At 64.8% G+C, this 17703-nt stretch carries 18 protein-coding genes; 2 read left to right on the top strand and 16 right to left on the bottom strand.

What is annotated here, in order from left to right; all coding sequences use genetic code 11:
- Window positions 1-10: 10 nt before the first annotated feature.
- Genes AC3WLX_RS22400 through AC3WLX_RS22385 form a run of 4 tightly spaced genes read right to left on the bottom strand, consistent with a single transcriptional unit; the run spans window position 11 to window position 4352 of the window.
- The gene (locus AC3WLX_RS22400) at window positions 11-304 is read right to left on the bottom strand and encodes a hypothetical protein (protein WP_492337605.1); all 294 of its coding nucleotides are present in this window, start codon (window positions 302-304) and stop codon (window positions 11-13) included.
- 40 nt (window positions 305-344) lie between these two features.
- Entirely contained in the window at window positions 345-1559 is a 1215-nt protein-coding gene (locus tag AC3WLX_RS22395; protein ID WP_492337604.1) for an RluA family pseudouridine synthase, read from the bottom strand.
- A 52-nt stretch (window positions 1560-1611) separates the two neighbouring features.
- Complete coding sequence (locus AC3WLX_RS22390; RefSeq protein WP_492337603.1) at window positions 1612-2949, bottom strand: replication-associated recombination protein A; 1338 nt, start codon at window positions 2947-2949, stop codon at window positions 1612-1614.
- Window positions 2946-4352, bottom strand: a complete 1407-nt coding sequence (locus AC3WLX_RS22385) for a DegQ family serine endoprotease (RefSeq protein ID WP_492337602.1) — start codon at window positions 4350-4352, stop codon at window positions 2946-2948. Before AC3WLX_RS22385 ends, AC3WLX_RS22390 begins: the two co-directional genes overlap by 4 nt.
- A 312-nt stretch (window positions 4353-4664) precedes the next feature.
- Here AC3WLX_RS22385 and AC3WLX_RS22380 point away from each other — a divergent pair, with 312 nt between their 5' ends.
- Window positions 4665-6278, top strand: a complete 1614-nt coding sequence (locus AC3WLX_RS22380) for an OprO/OprP family phosphate-selective porin (protein WP_291627542.1) — start codon at window positions 4665-4667, stop codon at window positions 6276-6278.
- Window positions 6279-6490: 212 nt separating this feature from the next.
- Here the strand turns inward: AC3WLX_RS22380 and AC3WLX_RS22375 are convergent, their stop codons facing one another.
- Window positions 6491-6868, bottom strand: coding sequence for a winged helix-turn-helix transcriptional regulator (locus tag AC3WLX_RS22375; RefSeq protein ID WP_291627544.1), 378 nt, complete (start codon window positions 6866-6868; stop codon window positions 6491-6493).
- Window positions 6869-6990: 122 nt separating this feature from the next.
- Here AC3WLX_RS22375 and AC3WLX_RS22370 point away from each other — a divergent pair, with 122 nt between their 5' ends.
- Window positions 6991-8004, top strand: a complete 1014-nt coding sequence (locus tag AC3WLX_RS22370; RefSeq protein ID WP_492337601.1) for a zinc-binding alcohol dehydrogenase family protein — start codon at window positions 6991-6993, stop codon at window positions 8002-8004.
- 205 nt (window positions 8005-8209) lie between these two features.
- On the opposite strand, the gene AC3WLX_RS22365 is transcribed toward AC3WLX_RS22370, so the two are convergent.
- From AC3WLX_RS22365 to rpmD, 11 genes are all read right to left on the bottom strand, one after another.
- The gene (locus tag AC3WLX_RS22365) at window positions 8210-9511 is read right to left on the bottom strand and encodes a chloride channel protein (protein ID WP_492337600.1); all 1302 of its coding nucleotides are present in this window, start codon (window positions 9509-9511) and stop codon (window positions 8210-8212) included.
- Window positions 9512-9572: 61 nt separating this feature from the next.
- Window positions 9573-10361, bottom strand: a complete 789-nt coding sequence (locus AC3WLX_RS22360; RefSeq protein WP_492337599.1) for an SDR family NAD(P)-dependent oxidoreductase — start codon at window positions 10359-10361, stop codon at window positions 9573-9575.
- Window positions 10362-10592: 231 nt separating this feature from the next.
- Complete coding sequence (gene rplQ, locus AC3WLX_RS22355; RefSeq protein WP_291625028.1) at window positions 10593-11009, bottom strand: 50S ribosomal protein L17; 417 nt, start codon at window positions 11007-11009, stop codon at window positions 10593-10595.
- Between the two features lie 167 nt (window positions 11010-11176).
- Window positions 11177-12208 (bottom strand): DNA-directed RNA polymerase subunit alpha, encoded by a 1032-nt coding sequence (locus AC3WLX_RS22350; RefSeq protein WP_492337598.1) that lies wholly within the window; start codon window positions 12206-12208, stop codon window positions 11177-11179.
- Between the two features lie 113 nt (window positions 12209-12321).
- On the bottom strand, window positions 12322-12711 hold the full coding sequence (gene rpsK / locus AC3WLX_RS22345; RefSeq protein WP_007603045.1) for a 30S ribosomal protein S11: 390 nt from the start codon (window positions 12709-12711) through the stop codon (window positions 12322-12324).
- A 121-nt stretch (window positions 12712-12832) separates the two neighbouring features.
- The gene (rpsM, locus tag AC3WLX_RS22340; protein ID WP_008549231.1) at window positions 12833-13201 is read right to left on the bottom strand and encodes a 30S ribosomal protein S13; all 369 of its coding nucleotides are present in this window, start codon (window positions 13199-13201) and stop codon (window positions 12833-12835) included.
- Between the two features lie 185 nt (window positions 13202-13386).
- Window positions 13387-14253, bottom strand: coding sequence for an adenylate kinase (locus AC3WLX_RS22335; RefSeq protein WP_291625035.1), 867 nt, complete (start codon window positions 14251-14253; stop codon window positions 13387-13389).
- Window positions 14250-15461, bottom strand: coding sequence for a preprotein translocase subunit SecY (locus AC3WLX_RS22330; protein WP_492337597.1), 1212 nt, complete (start codon window positions 15459-15461; stop codon window positions 14250-14252). Before AC3WLX_RS22330 ends, AC3WLX_RS22335 begins: the two co-directional genes overlap by 4 nt.
- Window positions 15458-16789, bottom strand: a complete 1332-nt coding sequence (secY, locus tag AC3WLX_RS22325; RefSeq protein ID WP_291625039.1) for a preprotein translocase subunit SecY — start codon at window positions 16787-16789, stop codon at window positions 15458-15460. The genes AC3WLX_RS22330 and secY overlap by 4 nt, the downstream gene beginning before the upstream one ends.
- Window positions 16790-16938: 149 nt before the next feature.
- Window positions 16939-17424, bottom strand: a complete 486-nt coding sequence (gene rplO / locus AC3WLX_RS22320) for a 50S ribosomal protein L15 (protein ID WP_018322273.1) — start codon at window positions 17422-17424, stop codon at window positions 16939-16941.
- Between the two features lie 75 nt (window positions 17425-17499).
- Complete coding sequence (gene rpmD, locus AC3WLX_RS22315) at window positions 17500-17694, bottom strand: 50S ribosomal protein L30 (protein ID WP_011088137.1); 195 nt, start codon at window positions 17692-17694, stop codon at window positions 17500-17502.
- Window positions 17695-17703 lie beyond the last annotated feature (9 nt).

Genomic DNA, 17703 nt, shown 5'->3' with positions numbered 1-17703 from the left:
ATGCGTTCGGTCAGTTGGCGCAACTTCGCGCATAAGTGCCGCGATCGGCCGGGCCAAGTCCCGCGGCTGCAGCATCGTCGAGGCACCTGGAGACGCGATCGCCGAATGAATTGCGCGGGAGCGGCTGGTAGTTGTAGCGCGGCGGCGCATCGAATTGCGGAACCTTCGGCACCTCGATCTTCGGCGGCGGTGGTGGCCGAGGCAGCGGGGGAGCGAGCTGCGAGGCACCCGGCAGCACATATTGCGCCTGGGCGGCTTGCCCCAGAGTGGACATCAGCACAACGCAGATCGCGAGCCGTCTCATGGCGGAGATGTCGTGAGTCCGCTGCCCCTGTTCAACCCTGCTATTCCTCCGGCGCGTTCTCGATGGGATCGAATCTCGATGCATCGAGGCCGAGCAGGTTCCACGACTGCTGCATATGCGGCGGCAACGGCGCCGTGGCGTCGATCACGCCGCCGCGCGGATGCGGAATGACGATACGCCGCGCGAGCAGATGAAGCCGGTTCTGCAGCCCGCCCGGCAGCTGCCAGTTCTCGATGTTGAAATATTTGGGATCGCCGACGATGGGATGGCCGATATGGGCCATGTGCGCGCGCAGCTGGTGGGTGCGGCCCGTCACCGGCTTCAGCGACACCCAGGTCAGCTTGTTGCCGGCGGTCTCGACCACCGCATAATACGTCACCGCGTGGCTGGCGCCCTCGTCGCCATGCTGGGCGATCCGCATGATGGTGTCGTCCTCGCTCTCTTCCTTGGCGAGGAAGGTCGAGATGCGGCCCTGCTTGGGCTTCGGCAGGCCCGGTACCAGAGCCCAATACACCTTTCGCGCCGAACGCGAGCGGAATGCGCCGGTGAGGTGCGAGGCGGCAAAGCGCGTCTTGGCGATCAGCAGACAGCCCGACGTCTCGCGGTCGATGCGATGCACGAGACGCGGCTTCTGGCCCTTGGCATCGCGCATCACCTCAAGCATCTGGTCGATGTGCCGCGTCATGCCCGAACCGCCCTGCACGGCAAGGCCGGCGGGCTTGTTCAGGACGAGGACGTCGTCGTCCTCGTAGATCGTCATCTCCTTCAGCGCCTTGAGCGTCTTCTGCGCGGCCTCCGAGAGCTCGCCGACGGCCTTCGGCGCGTCGAGCTTGAGCGGCGGGATGCGGACGCTCTGTCCCTCTTCCAGCCGATCCTTGCTGTCGACGCGCTTGCCGTCGACGCGCAGCTCGCCTTTGCGCACGACGCGCTGGATGTGGGAGAACGACAGCCCGGGAAAGCGCGCTTCAAGGAAGCGGTCGACGCGCATGTTGTTCTCGTCCGCCGTGACGGTGACGGTCTGCACCTTGGTCGGCAGCAAGGCCTCGACGGGCTTTTCGGGCGCAGGCCTTTCCAGTTCGATGTTGGGCGCACGCCGCTCGGCGCGCTCGCTCGCGAAGCGCGGTGGCTTCCCACTCGGCTTGCCGCCTGGGCGCGGTCCCGATTTCTTGGTGCTACGGGCCTTGAAGGGGCGCGCCTCCTTGCGCTCGTCGCGCGAACGGGGCTTTGGATCGGTTCTTTTGATGCGGCGGCTCATGGCTGCCTGCGTACCCTAAAAGCCGGCTGTCGTCACGGCGAAATGGCCGTATCTAGCCTGTCCCGCCCCGCTCCTTGCGCAGCTTGGCCCAGTAATCCAGCCGCTTCCTGATCTCGCGCTCGAAGCCGCGCTCGGGCGGGTCGTAGAAGGTCTGGCGGCCCAGGGCCTCCGGGAAGTAGTCCTGGCCGGAGAAGGCATCGGGGGCATCGTGGTCGTATTCGTACGCCGCGCCGTAGCCTTCCGACTTCATCAACTTGGTCGGGGAATTGAGGATGTGCTTTGGCGGCAGCAGCGATCCCGCCTGCTTGGCGGTCTGCATCGCCGCCTTGAAAGCGGTGTAGACCGCGTTCGATTTCGGCGCGGTGGCGAGATAGACGACCGCCTGCGCGATGGCAAGCTCGCCTTCGGGATGGCCGAGAAAGTCGAAGGCGTCTTTCGCCGCATTGGCGATGATCAGCGCCTGCGGATCGGCGAGGCCGATATCCTCCACCGCCATGCGCACGACACGGCGGGCCAGGAACAGCGGGTCCTCGCCGGCATCGAGCATGCGCGCGAGATAATACAGCGCCGCGTCGGGGTCGGAGCCGCGCACCGATTTATGCAGCGCCGAGATCAGGTTGTAATGGCCGTCGGCCGACTTGTCGTAGATCGGCGCGCGGCGTTGCAGGATGTCCTGCAACTGAGTGGCATTGAAAATCTCGTCCGCCCGCGCCGAACGCCAGACCTCTTCGGCGAGCGTCAGGGAGGCACGGCCATCGCCGTCGGCCATGCGGACCAGCACGGCGCGCGCCTCGGCGTCGAGTGGAAGCTTCCTGCCCTCGACGGCTTCGGCGTGCGCGAACAATTTCTCGATCGCGGCCGCGTCCAGCGAACGAAACACGAGCACGCGCGCGCGAGAGAGCAACGCCGCGTTGAGCTCGAAGGACGGGTTCTCGGTGGTGGCGCCCACCATGACGACGGTGCCGTCTTCCATCACTGGCAGAAACGAATCCTGCTGGGCGCGATTGAATCTGTGCACCTCGTCGACGAACAGCAGCGTGCCCTTGCCGAGCTCGCGGCGGGCCCGCGCCGCATCAAACGCCTTCTTTAGATCGGCCACGCCGGAGAACACCGCGGAGATCTGCTCGAAATGCAGATCGGTCGCATCCGCCAGGAGCCGCGCCACCGTGGTCTTGCCGGTGCCGGGCGGCCCCCAGAAGATGAGCGAGCCCAGCGTGCGCGTCTCCAGCATGCGCGTCAGCGCACCATCAGGGCCGAGGATGTGGTCCTGGCCGACAACCTCCGACAGCGCGCGCGGGCGCAGCCTGTCCGGCAGCGGATGCGGGGCGTCGTGGTCGAGCCCCGCCGCGGCGAAGAGAGTCGGCGTCTGCTGTGGTCGCTTCGGACTCATCCGCCCAGCGTGACGTTGATCTGCTGGCCGCCGCGCACCACCGTGATGCGCCAGATCCGCGGTCGTTCGCCCGCGGCCTTTTCGAGGTCCGCGGTCTTGCTGATCTTCTGGTTGTTGACGGCCAGGATGATATCGCCCTTCTGGAAGCCGACATTCGCGGCCGCGGTATCCCCGCCGATTTCGGTAATCACGACGCCTTCGGTGTCGGCGTCCAGACGCAGCTCGTCGGCGACAGCCGGCGTGATCGTCGAGACCTTCGCGCCCTGGAACGGCGAGCGCGCGGTGACGACGAGTTCGTTGCGACCTGCATCGGGGGCGGTCTCCAGCACGACGCTCAGCTTCACCGGCTTGCCGCCGCGCTGCACGTCGATCTGCGCGGTGCCGCCGAGCGGACGGGTCGCGAAACGGTAGTCGAAGGCGTTGGGATCATCGACGATCTGGCCGTCGATGCCGGTGATGAGGTCGGAGGATTTCAGCCCGGCCTTCGCTGCCGGCCCGTTCGACACGACGCTCGCGACCAGCGCACCAGTCGGCGAGCGCAGCCCCAGGCTCTCGGCGATCTCGGGCGTCACCGCCTGCAGTTTTGCCCCGAGCCATGGCCGCTTCACCGCCTTACCGCCGCTCTTGGCGGAGGCGACCACGACGCGCACCATGTTGGCGGGAATCGCAAAGCCGATGCCTTGCGAGCCGCCTGAGCGCGAATAGATCGCGGTGTTGATGCCTGCGAGCCTGCCGGCCATATCGACCAGCGCGCCGCCGGAATTGCCGGGGTTGATCGCCGCGTCGGTCTGGATGAAGAACTGATAGTCGGTGATGCCGACCTGCGTGCGCGCCAGCGCCGAGATGATGCCGTGGGTCACCGTCTGGCCGACGCCGAAGGGATTGCCGATCGCGAGCACGATGTCGCCAACCAACAGCTCGTCGGAATTGGTAAAGTCGAGCGTCGGGAACTTCTCCTTGGCATCCTTCAGGCGCAGCACGGCGAGATCGGTGCGGGAATCCTTCAGCAGGATCTCGGCCTCGAACTCGCGCTTGTCCGACAGCGACACTTTCACCTGGTCCGCGCCCTCAATGACGTGGACATTGGTGACGACGAGGCCGGAAGCATCGACGATGACGCCGGAGCCGAGCGAGCGCTGCATCTGCTCGGGCTGCTGGCCGGGAACGCCGAAGAAGCGGCGGAAGATCGGGTCGTCCAGCAGCGGATTGCGGTTCTGCACCAGCTTGGCGGCATAGACGTTGACGACGGCCGGCTGCACCCGTTGCACGATCGGCGCATAGGACAGCCGCAGCTCGGCTTGTGACGACGGGACGCGGCGGTCCTGCGCGGCAGCCGGATTAAAATGGGCCAAAAAAGCCACGCACAGCGCCGTGGCGGCGGCAGTCCAGGTCGCTCGAAACATTCCTACCTCTTGGAAAAGACGACGGAATATAGGCGCGTTCGCCGGCCAATAGAAGTGCGCCGGGCGGCAATATTCGGCCGCTTCACGGGGGTGTCCGGCTGCGAACGGGCTGTACGAATCGGCGATTTGCGCGGGCGGCAGGTTGGCATGATGCGTGTCATCTTGCATGGTGGTGGACGCTGGATTCGGTTGCGGCGAATTTGCATCAGCGGGAACTCAGGCAGCCGTGCGCAGCGTCGCGGAGCAGTCATCGATTACACCTAGGCTCTCCGTTCGCGACTTCAGGAAAACCGCCAAACGATGGAGCGTAACGTGAGCAGAACAAGAATTGCCGCCACCGCGATTGGTCTTGCCGGCGCGCTGGCGGCCTCGCAGGCGCAGGCCCAGTCGGCAAGCAACAGCGAGCAGGAGATCGCGCTCCTGAAACAGCAGTTGAAGATGCTGGAGCAGAAGCTCGACAAGCTCCAGAGTCAGACCGCGGCGAACACGGCGGCCACAGCAAAGGCGAAATCGGAAGCCAAGGCCGAGGCAAAGGCCGAGGCCCGCGCAGAGGCAAAGGCTGCGGTTGCCAATGCCAATGCGGCAATCCCCGTCAAGGGGCCGGCGCCGGCATCCGGCGTCGTCGTGACGATGCCGAATAATCGGCCGACGATCTGCACCGCCGATCAGGCCAATTGCGTCGCCATCACCAGCCGCCTGCATTACGATGTCGGCGGATACGACTATCGTCCCAACACCGCGGCCACCGTGCCCCAGAAGCTCGATAGCGGCCAGAACGTGCGCCGCGCGCGCATCGGCGTCACCGGCAAGTTCTTCCACGACTGGAATTTCGCGCTGGTCTACGATTTCGGCGGCTCGTCGGACGGATTCGGCGGCGCTGCACCGGGCTCGCTGCCGGGCGGCGGCCTCTCCGGCGTCGAGAATGCCTATATCAGCTACACCGGCTTAAAGCCGTTCGGCGGCAAGATGGCGGTTGAGGTCGGCATCATGGACCTGCCGTACACGCTCGACGAAGCGACGAGCTCGAACGACATCATGTTCATGGAGCGCGCCTCCCCCGGCGTGGTCGCCACCAACATCGCCGCCGGCGACTTCCGCTCCGCAGCCGGTGCGCGCTGGTTCAACGACCAGCTCTGGATCGGCGGCTATGTCACGGGACCATCGACGGGAGCGATCCATTCCGCTTCGAGCGTCTCGCCGCCGGGCACGAGCGAGCAATACGGCGCGGTGGCGCGAGTTGCCGGCAATCCCATCAACGCCAAGGACTACTCAGTGCATATCGGCGCCAATGCGCAATGGCTGATCCAGCCGCCGCGCAACCTGATCGCCAACACGCAGACGGTCACGCTGAGCGATCGTCCGGAATTGCGCCTCGATCCGACACCTCTGATCTCCACCGGCGCCATCGCCAACGTCTCGGGTGCGCAGGTCTACAGCATCGAAGCCGCGGCCACCTACGGTCCCTTCATCGTCCAGGGCGAGTACTTCTGGTACAATGTCGATCGCAGCGCCAACACCAGTGTTCCGCTGGTCGGCGCACCGAGCCTGAAGTTCCAGGGCGGCTACGCGCAGGCCGGCTATGTGCTGACCGGCGAAGGCCGGTCCTATAATGCGGCGAACGCGGCCTATGGCGGCGTCAAGCCTGCGCATCCGTTCTCGCTCGAGGGCGGCGGCTGGGGCGCATGGGAGATCGCAGGGCGCTTCTCGACGATCGACCTCAACGACCAGCTCGCGACCGCGGCCGGTGTCGCAGGCGGCCGGCAGACCGTCTACACGCTTGCGCTCAACTGGTACGTCAACGGTAACGTCCGCTTCATGCTCGACTATCTGCACGGCACGGTCTCGCGACAGGCCTCGCCCGTCTCGACCGCCGACGTCGGCTCGAAGTTCGACGCGGTCGCGATGCGCACCCAGTTCGCGTTCTAGGCCTCTTCACCTCTCCGGTTGGGAGAGGTCGCGCCCACCGGGTCGCGCCGAAGGCGCGCCCGATGACAGGCTCCGGCGCGGGTGAGGGGTTACGCGCTATCGAGAATGCCGCGCACCCTCACCCGAATTGCTCTGGACGATGCTGCGCATCGCCAGGCGCAATTCGACCTCTCCCCGTCGGGGAGAGGTGACGGCACCGCCCTCACCTTTCATCACGCCGCGCGCTTCGGCTTCTTCACGACCTCCGGCGCCGGCGCGCAGGACAGCCGCTCCTGATGGCTCTCGCCCCAGGCCTTCAGGGTGTCGATCACAGGCTTGAGGCTCTCGCCGAGCTCGGACAGGCAATATTCCACGCGCGGCGGCACCTCGGCATAGACCTTGCGGATGACCAGCTTGTCCTCCTCCAGCGCGCGCAGCTGCTTGGTGAGCATGCGCTGGGTGATACCGGGCATCCGGCGGCGCAGTTCGCCGAAGCGCTGGGTGCCGCTCTGCAGGTGGTAGAGGATCACGCCCTTCCACTTGCCGTCGATGAGGTCCAGCGTCGCCTCGACCGAGCAGCCGGGACGACGGGCGAAATTGCGCCGCTTCATACGTGTTTTCCCCAATAGTATCCAAACAGGGACTATATCCCCGAAATTACAGTACTTGCCAATCTGAAGCCAGAGCGACAGTTAGAGCGGCAGGCGAACAGCCCATCTGATGGAGACAAGCCATGAAGGCCGTCGGCTACAAAAAATCGCTTCCGATCGAGGACGCGGATTCACTGATCGATTTCGAGACCGCCAAGCCCGACCCCAAAGGGCGCGACATCCGCGTCGCGGTGAAGGCGATCTCGGCCAATCCGGTCGATTACAAGGTGCGCAAGCGCGCGAGCCCGCCCGAGGGCGAGACCAAGATCCTCGGCTATGACGCGGCCGGCGTGGTCGATGCGGTCGGCCCCGACGTGACGCTGTTCAAGCCGGGCGACGAGGTGTTCTACGCCGGCTCGATCCTGCGCCAGGGCACCAACGCCGAATTCCACCTGGTCGACGAGCGCATCGTCGGCAACAAGCCGAAGAGCCTGTCCTTCGCGCAGGCCGCCGCCCTTCCCCTCACCTCCATCACCGCCTGGGAGCTGCTGTTCGATCGGCTCGGCGCGCTACCCGGCAAGAGTTTAGATCCGCGCACGCTCCTGATCACGGGCGGCGCCGGTGGGGTCGGCTCGATCCTGATCCAGCTCGCCCGCCGTCTCACCGGTCTGACGGTGCTTGCCACCGCCACGCGGCCGGAGTCGCAGAAATGGTGCCTCGATCTCGGCGCGCATGCGGTGATCGACCACGGCAAGCCCATGAAGGAGCAGATCGAGAAGCTGAAGCTGCCACCGGTCGCGCTGGTCGCAAGCCTCACCTTCACCGACCAGCACTACAAGGCGATCGCCGACTTCATGGCACCGCAGGGCAGGTTCGGCCTGATCGACGATCCCCCGGAGTTCACCATGAGCACGTTCAAGGGCAAGGCGATCTCGGTGCACTGGGAGTCGATGTTCACGCGCTCCTCGTTCCAGACGCCGGACATGATCGCGCAGCATCATCTGCTCAATGATGTGGCCGACCTCATCGACAAGGGCGTGCTGCGCACCACGCTGGACCAGACCTTCGGCACGATCAACGCGGCCAACCTCAAGCGCGCGCACGCGCTGCTCGAGAGCGGCAAGTCGCGCGGCAAGATCGTGCTGGAGGGGTGGTAAAGGCTTCGTCGGGAGGGTTAGCCGAAGGCCAACCCACCCGCCTCTCAATCCGCGACACGGATGGCGGGTTACGTGCCTCTAGAACACTTTCGGTTCTGATTGAATCAGAACCGAAGCTCTAGATTCTTGTTTTGACGCGTTTTCTTCACGCGAGCCGGTATCCACTTCGTTCGAAAACGCTCTAACCTGCCCGACACCTTCGCTGCTACGTCTTCGCCATACCGCGCTCGATGAAGCCCTTGGCGAGCGCGTGATAGATCCCCTCCTCGCAAACCAGTCGCGAGACGAGATGCGCGATCAGGGCGGCCGCCATCAACGGCACGACCATGCCGTGATTGTCAGTCATCTCCGTGACGATGACGAAGGCGGTGATCGGCGCCTGTACCACCCCGGCGAAATAGGCGACCATGCCGAGCAGCATGATTGCACCGAGCGGCGCGTCGTGGAAGAAAGAGGCGACATTGCATCCGATCCCGGCACCGACGGCGAGCGAGGGCGCGAAGATGCCGCCGGGAATGCCGCTGATCGCGGCGAACGTCGTCGCCATCATCTTGAGGATGCCGAAATCCTGCGGCAGCGGCGCGCCCTGCTCCAGCGCCGTCTTCACCTGCTGATAGCCGGTGCCGTAAACGGTGTCGCCCGAGGCGAGGCCGCAGAGCGCGACGGCGAGACCGCAGGCGAAGGCGAACCAGAGCGGGTGGTCCTTGATCGCGCGCCCGACCGGCCCCTTGAATCCCCGCGCCGTGGCGATGACGATGCGGCTGTACAATCCGCCTGCGAGGCCCCCGATCACGCCACAGACCGGCACGGCCAGCCAATCGACGCCGCGCGCCAGCGACATCGCGCTACTGCCGAAATAAGCGTAATTGCCGGCCAGTGCGAGCGAGGTCAGGCCGGCCGCGATGACCGCAGCAATGATGAGGCTGGATGTGCGGCTCTCGAAAGCGCGGCTCATCTCCTCGATACCGAATACGATCCCCGCCAGCGGCGTGTTGAACGCGGCGGCAACGCCGGCGGCCGCTCCGGCCAGGATCAGGCCTGGCTGGCGGCGCGGCGACACGCGGCCAAGTGCGAACATGATGGACGCGCCGACCTGGACGGTCGGCCCTTCCCGGCCGACCGAGCCCCCACAGAGCAGGCCGAACAAAGTGAGGATCACCTTTCCAGCCGCGATCCGCATCGAGACCAGACTTTCGCGCGCGGACTGGTCGGTCAGATGCCGGGCGGCGATCGCCTGCGGGATGCCGCTGCCCTGCGCATTCGGAAACAGGCGGATGGTCAGATAGGCCGACAGCATGAAGCCGAGCGGCGTGATCGCCAGCACAATATAGCGCGACTTCGCCAGCAGGAACGCGAAGGCCTGCTGGGCCAGATCGGCGGCCTGCGCCAGCGCGACGGCCGCTGCGCCGACGGCCACGCCGCCGAGCAGGAAAATCGCCCGCCGGCGCCAGCGTGCATAGGTCAGGCGGACGCGCCGCTTGTCGCGAGTGGAGAAGGTCCGGAGCATGGAGGCTTAATCTAGCCGATCGTGCCCCGAACCAAAAGCCGGACTGCTGACGCGCGGGCGCTCAGGCGATGGTGTTGACGATGCCACCCTCCGCGCGCAGCGCTGCGCCGTTCGTGGCGGATGCCTCCTTCGAGGCGACATAGACCACCATGTTGGCGATCTCCTCCACGCTGGCGAAGCGCTGAATCAGCGAGCTGGGGCGATGCTGCCTAACGAAGTTGGCGGCGGCCTCGTCCACCGACTGGCCGTTTTGCTTGGCGAGATCCTTCACGAAGGTCTCGACGCCTTCCGACATGGTCGGTCCCGGCAGCACGGAATTGACGGTGACGCCGGTGCCGCGGGTGAGTTGGGCCAGGCCGCGCGCGATCGCAAGCTGGGCGGTCTTGGTCATGCCGTAGTGGATCATCTCGACGGGAATGTTGAGCCCGGACTCCGAGGAAATGAAGACGATGCGGCCCCAATTGCGCGCGAGCATGCCCTTCATGTACGCGCGCGACAGCCGCACGCCGCTCATGACGTTGACCTCGAAGAAGCGGGTCCAGTCCTCGTCCGGGATCTCGAAGAAATCCTTGGGCTCGAAGATGCCGGCATTGTTGATGAGAATGTCGACCTCGGGCAGCGCCGCAACGAGCGACTTGCAGCCTGCAGCGGTCGAGACGTCGGCGGCGATGCCGCGGACCTTGGCGCCCGTCCCTTCCAGCTTGCGCACGGCAGCGTCGACCTTGTCCTGGCCGCGGCCATTGATGACGACGCTGGCGCCGGAGGCTGCCAGGCCCTTGGCGATGGCGTGGCCGATGCCCGCGGTCGAGCCGGTGACGAGGGCAGTCTTTCCGGACAGGTCGATGTGCATGGGTCATCTCCATTGAGGACAACGGAGATATGTGCGCCGCAACCGCCATCGCAATCGGCGCTCACCGACGCGTGAGCTTGGGGAGACGAACGGGACACAGGCCAAGCGTGCAGACGCGCTGACAGGATGGCGGGCACAGCGCGCAAAGGGCGCACCTCTTGCCTACCTACGCTCCCAAACAAAAGCGGCGCCCTTTCGGGGCGCCGCTTTCAAGATCACATGCCGGCCGGCTTACGCCGCCTCGGCTTCCCTTTCCTGCACCGGGCCGGAATCCTGGCCCTTGGCATCGACGTCGCGATCGACGAACTCGATCACGGCCATCGCGGCGTTGTCGCCGTAGCGGAAGCCGGCCTTGATGATGCGGGTGTAGCCGCCCTGGCGGTCCTTGTAGCGGGTCGCGAGCACGTCGAACAGCTTCTTGACCTGATCCTTGTCGCGCATCTCGGAGATCGCCTGGCGGCGCATCGAGAGACCGCCCTTCTTGCCGAGGGTGACGAGCTTCTCGACGATCGGACGGAGCTCCTTGGCCTTCGGCAGCGTGGTGACGATCTGCTCGTGCTTGATCAGCGCGGCCGCCATGTTGGCGAACATCGCACGGCGATGCTCGGCCGTGCGGTTGAGCTTCCGATGAACCTTGCCGTGACGCATATGTTTATTCCTTACGTATGAACTGCCGCGACGGTTCGTCGGACATGTTGCTCAGGTGGGCTGCCTGCGTTCGCCCGGTCGTCATTCCGGGGCGGCTCGCAGAGCCGAACCCGGAATCTCGAGGTTCCGGGCTCGATGCTCGCGCATCGCCCCGGAACGACGAATACTCAGTAGTGATCCTCGAAGCGCTTGGCGAGCTCGTCGATGTTCTCCGGCGGCCAGCCCGGCACTTCCATGCCGAGATGCAGACCCATCTGGGCCAGCACTTCCTTGATCTCGTTCAGCGACTTGCGGCCGAAGTTCGGGGTGCGGAGCATTTCCGCTTCGCTCTTCTGCACGAGGTCGCCGATGTAGACGATGTTGTCGTTCTTCAGGCAGTTGGCCGAACGCACCGACAGCTCGAGCTCGTCCACCTTCTTGAGGAAGGCCGGGTTGAAGGCGAGGTCCGGGATGATCTCCTGGGCGACTTCCTTGCGCGGCTCTTCGAAGTTGACGAACACGTTGAGCTGATCCTGCAGGATGCGGGCGGCGTAAGCCACCGAGTCATCCGGCGTGATCGCGCCGTTGGTTTCGATCGTCATGGTCAGCTTGTCGTAGTCGAGGATCTGGCCCTCGCGGGTGTTCTCGACCTTGTAGGAGACCTTGCGGACCGGCGAGTACAGGCTGTCGACCGGAATCAGGCCGATCGGCGCGTCCTCGGGACGGTTACGCTCGGCGGGCACGTAGCCCTTGCCGGTCGAGACCGTGAACTCCATGCGGATCTCGGCGCCCTCGTCGAGGGTGCAGATCTGCAGGTCCGGATTGAGCACGACGACGTCGCCGACGGTCTGGATGTCGCCGGCGGTGACCACGCCGGGGCCGGACTTCTTCACGACCATGCGCTTGGGGCCTTCGCCCTGCATCTTGATCGAGATGTCCTTGATGTTGAGCACGATGTCGGTGACGTCCTCACGGACGCCTGCGATCGAGGAGAACTCGTGCAGCACGCCGTCGATGTGCACCGACTGCACCGCCGCGCCCTGGAGCGAGGAGAGCAGGATGCGGCGCAGCGCATTGCCGAGGGTCTGGCCGAAGCCGCGCTCGAGCGGCTCGGCGACGATCGTCGCGAAACGCGAGGGATCGCTGCCGGGCGTGACCTGGAGCTTGTTCGGCCGAATCAGTTCTTGCCAATTTTTCTGGATCGTCACTGTTTCACCCATACAGGCCAGTCTATTTGAGGCATCAAATACTGGCGTTGGAGAAAGGCCGCAGGTCGCACCGGCGGCTTCTTGCAAAGTCGTTGCGGGCGCCGATGCGCCCGCAACATGTCAAATCAAACGCGCCGACGCTTGCGGGGACGGCAACCGTTGTGCGGGATCGTGGTCACGTCGCGGATCGAGGTGACGGTGAAGCCCGCGGCCTGGAGCGCACGGAGCGCCGATTCGCGGCCCGAACCCGGACCGGCGACTTCGACTTCCAGCGTGCGCATGCCGTGCTCCTGCGCCTTCTTGGACACGTCCTCGGCGGCGACCTGCGCGGCGTACGGGGTCGACTTGCGCGAGCCCTTGAAGCCCATCGTGCCGGCCGAAGACCAGGCGATGGTATTGCCCTGCGCGTCGGTGATGGTGATGGTCGTGTTGTTGAACGACGAGTTCACGTGCGCGACGCCCGAGGCGATGTTCTTGCGCTCACGACGACGAACGCGGGTGGCTTCCTTGCCCATTGAGTCCCTTTCCTGAAGATCTCAAACGCCGCCGTAATGCCAGCGGCTACACCTGTGGAACGAAAAGCGCGTGGCGAACGGGTCTCCCCGCATCGCCACACGCGCGATTGGATTCGAAAACTTACTTCTTCTTGCCGGCGATGGCCTTGGCCGGACCCTTGCGCGTGCGCGCATTGGTGTGCGTCCGCTGACCGCGCACCGGCAGACCGCGACGATGACGCAGGCCGCGATAGCAGCCGAGGTCCATCAGACGCTTGATGTTGATGCCGACCTCACGACGCAGATCGCCCTCGACGAGATAATCGCGGTCGATCACTTCGCGGATCTGGAGCACTTCGGCGTCGCTGAGCTGATTGACGCGACGATCCACGGGGATCTTCACCTTCTCCAGGATCTCACCGGCGATCTTCTGACCGATGCCATGGATGTACTGGAGCGCGATCAGCACGCGCTTGTTGGTGGGAATGTTCACGCCGGCAATACGGGCCACGGCCTTCTCTCCTGTCGCCGATCCTCGTCAGGACCGGGCTTTAAGTGCTTGTGTTCTCGGGCAGGTGTTCACAAACGCGAACACGACGCCCACCCCCGGTCTTCCTGGGGCCCGGCATCGTCTGAAACTATCCGACTTGGATGCGGGGCTTATTAGGGGATTCCGGGGGCTTTCGTCAACCGCTGCTAGCGCTTGGCTCGCTTTTTCGTGACCTTTTTTGCCGCCTTCTTGGCACCCTTTTTGACAGTCTTCCGGGCGGACTTCTTGGCCGCTTTCTTGACGGTCTTCTTGGCGGCCTTCCTGGTACCTTTCACGGCCTTCTTGCCTGCCTTCTTGGCGGTTTTGGCCGATTTTGCAGCTTTCTTGGCTGCTTTCACCGGCTTTTCGGCCGTTTTCTTTGCCGCCTTGGTCCTCTTGGCCGGCGTCGCAGTGGCTGCGCTTCGGGCGTGGGACTTCGGTTCCACCGCCCCCAGCGCCAGAAGCTGGCGGTGAATCGCCCGGGTGACCTCGTCGATGGCCATCATGCCGTCGATGGTCGAGAGCTTCCGACGCTCGGAATAGTAGTGAATCAGCGGTTCCGTCTGGCTCCGGTAGCTGGCGAGTCGCTTGGTCAGGACCTCCGGAGTGTCGTCGACCCGGACCTCCTCCCCGCGCTCCTTCATCTGGGCAACGCGCGCCTCGACGCGGCTCAGCAGCGCGCTCTCGTTGACCCGAAGCTCGATCACGGCATCGAGCTTGAGATGCTTGCGCTTGAGCAGCTCGTCCAGCGCCTCGGCCTGAGGCACGGTGCGCGGGAAGCCGTCGAGGATGAAGCCGTTCTTGGCGTCGGGCTGGTCGATGCGGTCGGAGATGATTCCCACCACGACCTCATCGGGCACGAGACCGCCGCTGGCCATGATCTCCTTCGCCTTCAGCCCGACAGGCGTTCCGGCCGCAACCGCTGCACGCAACATCTCGCCGGTCGAGAGCTGGACGATGCCATAGCGCTGCACCAAGAGCTGCGCCTGGGTCCCCTTGCCCGACCCCGGCGGTCCCAGAAGTATAATTCTCATCGGCGTACGCCCCCCGAATTGGTGAGCGACACCTCGCGCACCTGTGCTTTGATATCAAGAGCGGTGCAGACCACAACCAGCGCCTCGCCGCCATTGACGACCATACTATAAGGCAGGCCGATCCCGTAAAGCTCGAACACCTCCGGAATCAACTGCAAGCCCGTCAGGTAGACGGCTCCGACCACCGTCGTCAATGACACGACACGATCGAGATAGCTCGCTGTCGCCTCGCCGGGTGCGATACCGGAGACTGTGCCGCCGTGCCGCGCCAGGGATTTGGCCGCGTCTTCGGGATTGACGACATAGGCGGTGTAGACGAAGGCGAGCGCGAACACCGCGATCGACACGAGGATCATGTGCGCTGGCTGCCCCAGTTGAAGGTGTCGGTAAGCCGCTGCGACCACGGGATGGTCACCGCCCAGGAAGAAGCCGGCAAAGGCAAGCGGCAGAAAGAAGATCCACGGCGCCACCGTGACCGGAATCAGGAACCCGGCGCTGTTGAGCTTGATCGGCAGAACGCCAGCCCGCGCCGGCAATTGCCGCGCGCCGACGTCGAGCGGGCCGAACTCGATCCGAACGTTTCGCCGCGCGCCTTCGACCAGGACGATCACGGCGACGGTCACGACCCAGAGCAAAGCGTGGACGAACACCAGATTGCCCGAGATCGCCCCGCTCCGCACGAGATTCGCGATGCCGGCGACGTCTTGCGGCAGCGAGATGAGGATGCCGACGCTCAAGATCAGCGCAAGGCCGTTGCCGATGCCGTAGCGGGTGATCTGTTCGCCGAGCCACAGCAGCACGAAGACGCCGCCGACCATCGAGGCCGTGGCCGTCGTCACGAACCAGCCGTCCGGATGTCTCACGAGACCCGGAATGGAAATCAGCGCGGAGGCGATGCCGTAGGCCTGAAAAGCAGCAAGAGCCAGCGTGATGCTGAGCGTTGCACGGGCGATCTTGCGCCGGCCGGCCTCGCCAGACCGCTCGAGCAAATCAAGGCCGCGCCACACCACCGACAGCAACCGGATAAGGATCGCCGCTGTCAGATAGGGAATGAGGCCGAGCGAAAAGAGCGAAAGACGGACGTTGAAGCTCGGCAGCGACGAAAGGGACGCAACATCCAGTCCCGCAATCGGGATCAGCGAGCCGAGCCTGAAAAGGAGCAGCGCGCCAATCGTGAAAGCGATTCGGCGCGCGAGCTCCCTGTTCATCTACGGCGGCCCCGCAACTTGGACTTGCGGATCAGGCCCTCGTACTGGTGCGCCAGCAGATAGCCCTGGACCTGCGCCACCGTATCCATGGTGACACTGACCACGATCAGCAAGGAGGTGCCGCCGAAGTAGAACGGCACCGAGGCGTAGGAGATCAGGATCTCGGGGATCAAGCAGACGATCGCCAGATAGATCGCACCCACCACGGTGATGCGCGACAGCACGTAATCGATATATTCCGCGGTGCGCTCGCCCGGGCGGATGCCCGGAATGAAGCCGCCGTGCTTCTTCAGATTGTCCGCGGTCTCCGTCGGGTTGAACACGATCGCGGTGTAGAAGAAGGCGAAGAACACGATCAGCGCCAGATACAGGATCAGGAACAGCGGGCGGCCATGGCCGAGCTGGGTGGTGATCCACTGGAGCCATTCCGGCCCGCTGCCGGTGTTGAAGTTCGCAACCGTGGTCGGCAGCAGAAGCAGCGAGGACGCGAAGATGGGCGGGATCACGCCGGAGGTGTTGAGCTTAAGCGGCAGATGCGAGGACTGGCCCTCGAACATCTTGTTGCCGACCTGGCGCTTCGGATACTGGATCAGAAGCCGGCGCTGGGCGCGCTCGATGAAGACGATGAAGGCGATCACGACGACGGCCATGACGATGACGACCAGGATCAGGCCGGTCGACATCGCGCCCTGACGGCCGAGCTCGAGCATTCCGGCGAGCGCAGCGGGGAGCTCGGCGACGATGCCGGCGAGAATGATCAGCGAAATGCCGTTGCCGATGCCGCGCGAGGTGATCTGCTCGCCGAGCCACATCAGGAACATGGTGCCGCCGGTCAGCGTGATAGAGGTCGAGAGCAGGAAAAACAGTCCAGGTTCGCTGACGACATTGCCGGCGCCCTGAAGTCCTACCGCGATGCCGTAGGACTGAAACAGAGCCAGGATCACCGTCAGGTAGCGGGTATACTGATTCAGCGTCTTGCGGCCGGCCTCCCCCTCCTTCTTCAGCGCCTCGAGCTGCGGCGAGACGGTGGTGAGGAGCTGGATGATGATCGAGGCCGAGATATACGGCATGATGTTCAGCGCGAAGATCGCCATGCGGTGGATGCCGCCGCCGGCGAACATGTTGAACATGCCGAGAATGCCGCCGGCCTGCGAGCGGAACACCTGCTCCCAGGCGCTCGGGTCGATGCCGGGCAGCGGAATGTAGGTCCCGAGCCGATAAACAAGCAGCGCACCCAGGGTGAACCAGATGCGCTTCTTCAGTTCGTCGGCCTTGGCAAACGCGCCGAAATTGAGATTGGCTGCCAGTTGTTCCGCTGCAGAGACCATCTTGGACTTTCTCCCGCCGCCTGTTGCGCCGTTGATGCCCGCGGCCGGGCTGAATTAGCGGACGCCGGACATTATCTGGGGCTCGGCTTCGATAAGTCCACGTCCCGCATGCGTAAAGGCCCGCGAGGCGCGGGCCAATGACGCAGTTGTTACGCCGCCTCGCCTTCTTCCTTTGCAGGGGCGAGGATCTTCACCGAGCCGCCGGCCTTCTCGACCGCCGCAATCGCGGTCTTGGTAGCGCCGTGCACTTCGATGTTGAGCTTGGATTTGAGCTCGCCGCGGCCGAGCAGCCGCAGGCCGGCCTTGGCGCGGCGCAGCACGCCGCCCTTCACCAGGGCCTCGACGTTGACGACGCTGCCGGCGTCGATCTTCTTGGCGTCGACCGCTTCCTGGAGCCGGTCGAGATTGATCTCGGCGAACTCGACGCGGAAGATGTTGTTGAAGCCGCGCTTGGGCAGACGGCGATGCATCGGCATCTGGCCGCCTTCGAACCCTTTGATGCGCACGCCCGAACGCGCGGTCTGACCCTTGCCGCCACGGCCGGACTGCTTGCCCTTGCCCGAACCGATGCCGCGGCCAACGCGCATACGCTTTTTGCGCGAGCCGGCATTGTCGGCGATATCGCTGAGCTTCATCGCCCTTCTCCTTGTGTCTTGCGCACGATCTTCACCGAAACCCGGTTCCCGTTCTTCGGGATCGCGCGCCCTTGCTTACTTCTCGTCGACGATGCGGACGAGATGGTGAACCTTCTCGATCATGCCGCGAACTGCCGGGGTGTCCGGCAGCTCGCTTGTACGGCCGATCTTGTTGAGCTTGAGCCCGATCAGGGTCGAGCGCTGCGAGTGATGGCGGCGGATCGCGCTGCCGGTCTGCTCGAGCTTGATCGTCTTTGCGGCCTTGGCCATCTTGGTCTA

Source organism: Bradyrhizobium sp. FW305-F6 (assembly GCF_058782905.1).
The sequence above is the reverse complement of the archived record's forward strand: the minus strand, read 5'-3'. Positions and strand labels throughout refer to the sequence as shown.